This window comes from Stenotrophomonas sp. 278, from assembly GCF_003935715.1.
GTDB lineage: Bacteria > Pseudomonadota > Gammaproteobacteria > Xanthomonadales > Xanthomonadaceae > Stenotrophomonas > Stenotrophomonas maltophilia_AH.
Window position 1 is genome coordinate 1 of the sequence record NZ_RHPP01000205.1, and the last position, 5284, is coordinate 5284.

The window sequence follows — 5284 nt, forward strand, 5'->3', positions numbered from 1 at the left end:
GCCCTGCCCCCAGGGCCGGCGCAGCTCGCCTGCGAGCAGCGCATCGGTATGGCGACTGCGCTGCACCGCCAGTTCGGTGGTCAGGCCTTGGGCGCTCTCGTCCTGTGCCTGCCGCCAGGTCTGGCCCAGCCGGAGCTGTGCGTCGGCTGCCTGGCCGTTGCGCTGGCGCACTTCGACGCCCGCGCGCTGCAGGTGCACGCGTCCTTCGGCCCGCGCGAGCCGGCTCAGGGTGAGTGCCAGCTGCAGGCCTCGATCATGCGAGGGCGACCCTGCGTGGTCGCTGCGCTGCTGCCACACGCTCAGACGCGTACCTGCACTCAATCCACGCCAGGGGCGGGTGCGCGTGTAGCTTCCCTGCAGCGTGCGGGTGGCTGCCTGCAGCCTCGCCGCACGGTCCAGCGCACTGTGCCGCCGGGTGTGGGCGACATGCAGGTTGCCACCCAGCAGTGGCAGCGACACCGAGGCGCTGAGCGCCTCTGCACACCCCTGCTGCGCGTCCGAATGCAGCAGAGGGTTCGCGCACGCATCTCCGCGGTAACGCTGGCGGTAGATGTTCCACGCAGCGAGATGTCGCACGCTGAGCTGCAGCTGCTCTCCACGTTGGCCGTCGCTGGCCACAAGCAGGCCCATGTCCGCATGTACGTCGACCGGGCCCAGCGCACGTCGCAGGCCCACGCGCAGCTCCTGTGTGCCGACGCCTTCGCTGTGCGAGACGCCCAGGCCCACGCTGGCCGCGCCGATCGGCAGTCGCATCCCTGCCTGCAATACCGTGGATGAAGGTCCAGGCCGGTCGTGCTCATTCTGTCGCCCGCCCTGCACGAACCATTGCAGGGCCGGGTAGCCGCTGCCGATGCTGCGCTGGAAGGGCACGCTTTCACTGCGCACGAAACGACCGTCTTCATGGATGCGCAGGGTGAGCAGGTAGCTCCCCGAAGGAAACAGCCGGGTGTCGAGCTGGCTGGCTCCGGCTGGCAGGTAGAACGTCTGCAGCAGACGCTCGCCGTCGAAAACATCCACCCGCGCATCGCGGCCGAGCAGGACGTGCACGGGAAGCGCGTCATCGAGCGCTTCCGTGTCCAAATAGGCCAACGTGGTACCGACACGCACGCCCTGCAGACGCGTCAAGGGCAGCAGGCTGAGTCCAAACTGGCCGCCCAGCGGGCTGGACAGATTGCGCCGGTCGATCCGGCCACCCTGCAGGTAATGCTGCGTTCCGAGGTCGTGCCGGTAGTAGAGCTCATCGATGTCGGTGCGTGCCTGCGCCGCCATCCCGGGCGCGCGCCAGCGCGCGTGGTTCCAGCTGCCCCCGAGATGGCCGGCCTGCCCGACGCCCAACGCCGCTCGCCCATGCAGGTTGAATGCCAGTTCGCCGTCCCCGCCGCTGAGGTGCATCACCTGCTGATGTACCAGCGCGTTCCGGGCCTGCTCGGATACCTGATGAAAGCGCGCCCGCCCGTCGCTGGCGGGTAACCAATGGGATGCGGGAAACAACAGCAGCACACTCTCTGCCTCGTCGAAAATGGCGGTCATGACCGCAGGATCCTCCGGTGCGGCGCGCCAGCCACAACCGGGCTGGGGCTGTGCGTGCAGGCATGCCAGATGGCTGTCGCGCGGCAGTGGCGCGGTCAATGCGGGCAGCAACGCCGCCTGTGCTTCGTCGGTCAGACCGAGCGCGGCAAGCAGCCGCGCGGGCTGTTCCACTTGCACGTGCTCCAGCGTGACCCACACCGGCCAGAGGCCAGCCGAACGTCCGAAGGCACGCACTTCCACGCGCTCGGCATGACCGTCGGCAAGGTCCTCGAATCCGGGGGGCAGACGCTGCGCGCAGGCAGGCGGCGAGGTCGGCAGCAGCAGGGTCAGCCCCAACAGCCCCAGCAGTGACGGCGAGATACGCATGGCAACGTGCAGGGGCACCGGTCCATTGCGGACCGATGCCTCTCTACCACTTACAGGCTGCCCGCCTTCTGTGCCATCACCAGACTGACGGGACCGTCATACAGGCCGGCAGCGGTGATCGGCGCGACAACGGCCTGTGCAACGGTCAACGGCATCTCGATCGACGCCCCGGGAATGGCCCCCTGGAACAGCTGATCGGCGGTGAAATCAATGGGTGCGATGCCGAGTTCGCGGCCATTGAGGGTGACCCGCAAAGGCACCTCGACCGCGCCGGCGGCAGCAACCCGCGGCACCAGCACGGCGGGCTCGGCCAGACGCACGTCGATGTCCAGCGTGGTGTCGTTGGAGAACACACGCACCCGCTCGGTCCAGCTGCTCAGCCCCTGCCCGGCGCGATACGGCAGCTGCACGGCATCGGGCAGTGCGCTGCCGTCGGCCTTGAGCAGCGACAGGGTGGGGTCGACGTTGGCCCACACCGTGATGTGCGCTTCAGCGGCATGTGCGGACAGTGCGGTGGTGAACAGGGCGAGCGCAAGAGCAGTGTGCTTGATGATCGGATTCATGCAGTGCGTTCCAGAAGAAGGTGGACGCGCATGTTCGGCAACGGGGAACGCCGGCCGTATTCAATCCTTCCTAAAGCGCCAATGCGTGCACGCGAAACGCAAGCAATCCGATGGCACCGGCGCGACATCTGGCGTTGCACGCAAAAAAAACGCCCCCGGAAACGAGGGCGTTTTCTGGCGGTGCTACCGGGCGATCAGCCCTGGTAGTCGCGCACGTCGTGGCCGGTGTAGACCTGGCGCGGACGGCCGATCTTCATTTCCGGATCGACCTGCTGTTCCAGCCAGTGCGCGACCCAACCCGAGGTGCGGCCCAGGGCGAACATGACGGTGAACATCTCGGTCGGGATCTGCAGCGCCTTGTAGATGATGCCGCTGTAGAAGTCCACGTTGGGGTAGAGCTTGCGCTGCACGAAGTAGTCGTCCTGCAGAGCAGCCTGTTCCAGCTTCACAGCCACGTCCAGCAGCGGATCCTGCACGCCCAGCTGGGTCAGCACCTTGCTGGTCATCTCACCGATCACCTTGGCGCGCGGGTCGAAGTTCTTGTAGACGCGGTGACCGAAGCCCATCAGGCGGAAGCCCGAAGTCTTGTCCTTGGCCTTCAGCACGGCGGACTCAACATTGTCGGCCGAACCGATTTCTTCCAGCATCTTCAGCACGGCTTCGTTGGCACCGCCGTGGGCCGGACCCCACAGCGCGGTGACGCCAGCGGCGACCGACGCGTACGGGTTGGCACCGGTCGAACCGACCAGACGAACGGTCGAGGTCGAGGCGTTCTGCTCATGGTCGGCGTGCAGGATGAACAGCAGGTCCAGCGCCTTCACCACGTCCTGGTTCAGCTCGTACTGGCCATCGGCCGACTCGAAGGTCTGCTTCAGGAAGCGGCTGACGTAGTCCAGCGAGGTGTCCGGCTTGTTGGCCGGCAGACCCTTGCCATGGCGGTAGATCAGCGCCGACAGCGTCGGCACCTTGGCGATCAGGCGCACGGCGGCCTTGCGGCGCTGCTCGGCGTCGCCCAGGTCGAGCGAAGCGTGATACTTGGCCGACAGCTGCGCGATGGCAGCGGCCAGGATGGCCATCGGGTGGGCATCCTTGTCAAAACTGCCGATCAGGGTGTTGATCGACGCATCGACGTCGGCCTCAGCGGCCAGCTCGTCGGTGAAGGCCTTCAGCTGTTCGGCGCTCGGACGCTCGCCGTTGATCAGCAGGTAGACCACTTCGACGTAGCTCGACTTTTCCGAGAGCTGTTCGATCGGGTAGCCGCGGTACAGCAGCACGCCCTTGTCACCGTCGATATAGGTGATGGCGGACTTGCAGCTGGCAGTGGCGGTGAAGCCGGAGTCGTAAGTGAAGAGACCGGTTTCCTTGGTCAGCTTCGAGATATCGACGCAATCATTACCGAGCGTGGGTTTGATGACGGGCAGAACAACCGACTTTTCGCCGGCGTTGAGCGTGACCTGATCAAGATCGGACACTGTGTGCGCTCCTCAGGGGAAGGCGCCCGCCCAAGCGCATGGGTCAGGCACGTGAAGGAAGTCCACAACCTGTGCTGTGGATCACGACATTATCGCACAGCAACATTTCCCACGCCCTAGGACTGAAGTCGTAGAAGGAGGGGGTCAAAACGTCCGTATAGCGAGGTGCGGCAGGGCTTGAGGGGGGCTGATACGGACACTGCGTTCCGCGCCGCCTGTCAATTTATGAATCTACGTTCATATTCCAGCAGGGGTTGCCCTGCTCCCGAACGTGACAGGCATAAAAAAACAACGGCCGCTGGAGCGACCGTTGTTTTCGTGGGCTCGCCGAAGCGAGCCGGCGACGCAGATCAGTTCTTGCCGAAACGGCGGTTGAACTTGTCGATGCGGCCGCTGGTGTCGATGACCTTGTGCTGGCCCGTGTAGAACGGGTGCGAGGCGGAGGAGATTTCCACCTTGACCAGCGGGTATTCGTTACCGTCTTCCCACTTGATGGTTTCCTTCGTGCCCATGGTCGAGCGGGTCAGGATCTTGAAATCGGAGGTGACGTCATGGAAGACCACGTCACGGTAGTTCGGATGGATATCGTCCTTCATGAGGCACACCGTAAAAAAGAAATGGGAAAACGCAAGAGCGGCATTATAACCGCCGGCCCGCCCTGGGGGCAAGCCGGAGGTCCGCTCAATGTGAAGACGGCCGCCAGGGCCTTCAGGCAACCCCGAGCGCAGCCCGGACCTGGGCTTCAAAGCGTGCCTGGTCGTAGGCCATCAGCAGCTGGGTGTTGTCCGGCTGCCCGGTCTGGCGGTTCCAGTCGACGATGGTAGCACCGCGGGTGTGGACCCCGGCCAGCTCCACGTTCAGGGGACGCGACTCGACCCGCAGCGCTCCGTCGGGCTGCAGCGCCCATGCCATGGCCAGGGCGTCGGCGGCGAACCAGCGCTCGCCGCGGCTGTCTTCCGACCACAGGCGGGTCTGGCGTGAGATCAGCTCATAGAAGCGCGCCTTTTCGGTGTCGGCCGCCAGCCACTGCTCGACATCCTTGTGCAGCAGGCCATGCGCCACCGTGGCTTCCCAGTCGGCCACTTCGATCTGCGGGAACTGGGTGAACACCACGTGCGCCGCTTCCGGGTCGAAGGCGATGTTGAACTCGGCGGCCGGGGTGATGTTGCCATGGCAGGTGACCGCCCCGCCCATCACCAGGAAGCGCTTCACGCGCTGCGGCAGGGTCGGGTCCAGCTTCAGTGCCAGCGCCAGGTTGGTCAGCGGGCCCAGTGCCACCAGGAACAGCTCGCCGGCGTACTGGTGCGACAGGCGCAGGATGGCCAGCGCGGCGTGCTCGGCCTCGGCCTGGCG

Annotated in this window: 5 protein-coding genes; all 5 read right to left on the reverse strand. The window is 65.6% G+C overall.

Annotated features, from left to right (window positions below; all coding sequences use genetic code 11):
- Positions 1–1896, reverse strand: a 1896-nt coding sequence (locus tag EGJ34_RS20290; RefSeq protein WP_125362237.1) for a TcfC E-set like domain-containing protein, incomplete at its 3' end; no start/stop codon positions are given.
- Between the two features lie 50 nt (positions 1897–1946).
- Positions 1947–2459 carry a CS1 type fimbrial major subunit gene (locus EGJ34_RS20295; protein WP_125362238.1) on the reverse strand — a complete coding sequence of 171 codons (513 nt, stop codon included), beginning with the start codon at positions 2457–2459 and terminating at the stop codon, positions 1947–1949.
- 194 nt (positions 2460–2653) lie between these two features.
- Positions 2654–3931, reverse strand: a complete 1278-nt coding sequence (locus tag EGJ34_RS20300; protein ID WP_125362239.1) for a citrate synthase — start codon at positions 3929–3931, stop codon at positions 2654–2656.
- A gap of 350 nt (positions 3932–4281) precedes the next feature.
- On the reverse strand, positions 4282–4527 hold the full coding sequence (locus EGJ34_RS20305) for a type B 50S ribosomal protein L31 (RefSeq protein ID WP_125362240.1): 246 nt from the start codon (positions 4525–4527) through the stop codon (positions 4282–4284).
- Positions 4528–4639: 112 nt separating this feature from the next.
- Positions 4640–5284, reverse strand: a 645-nt coding sequence (locus EGJ34_RS20310; protein WP_125362241.1) for a nucleoside hydrolase, incomplete at its 5' end; no start/stop codon positions are given.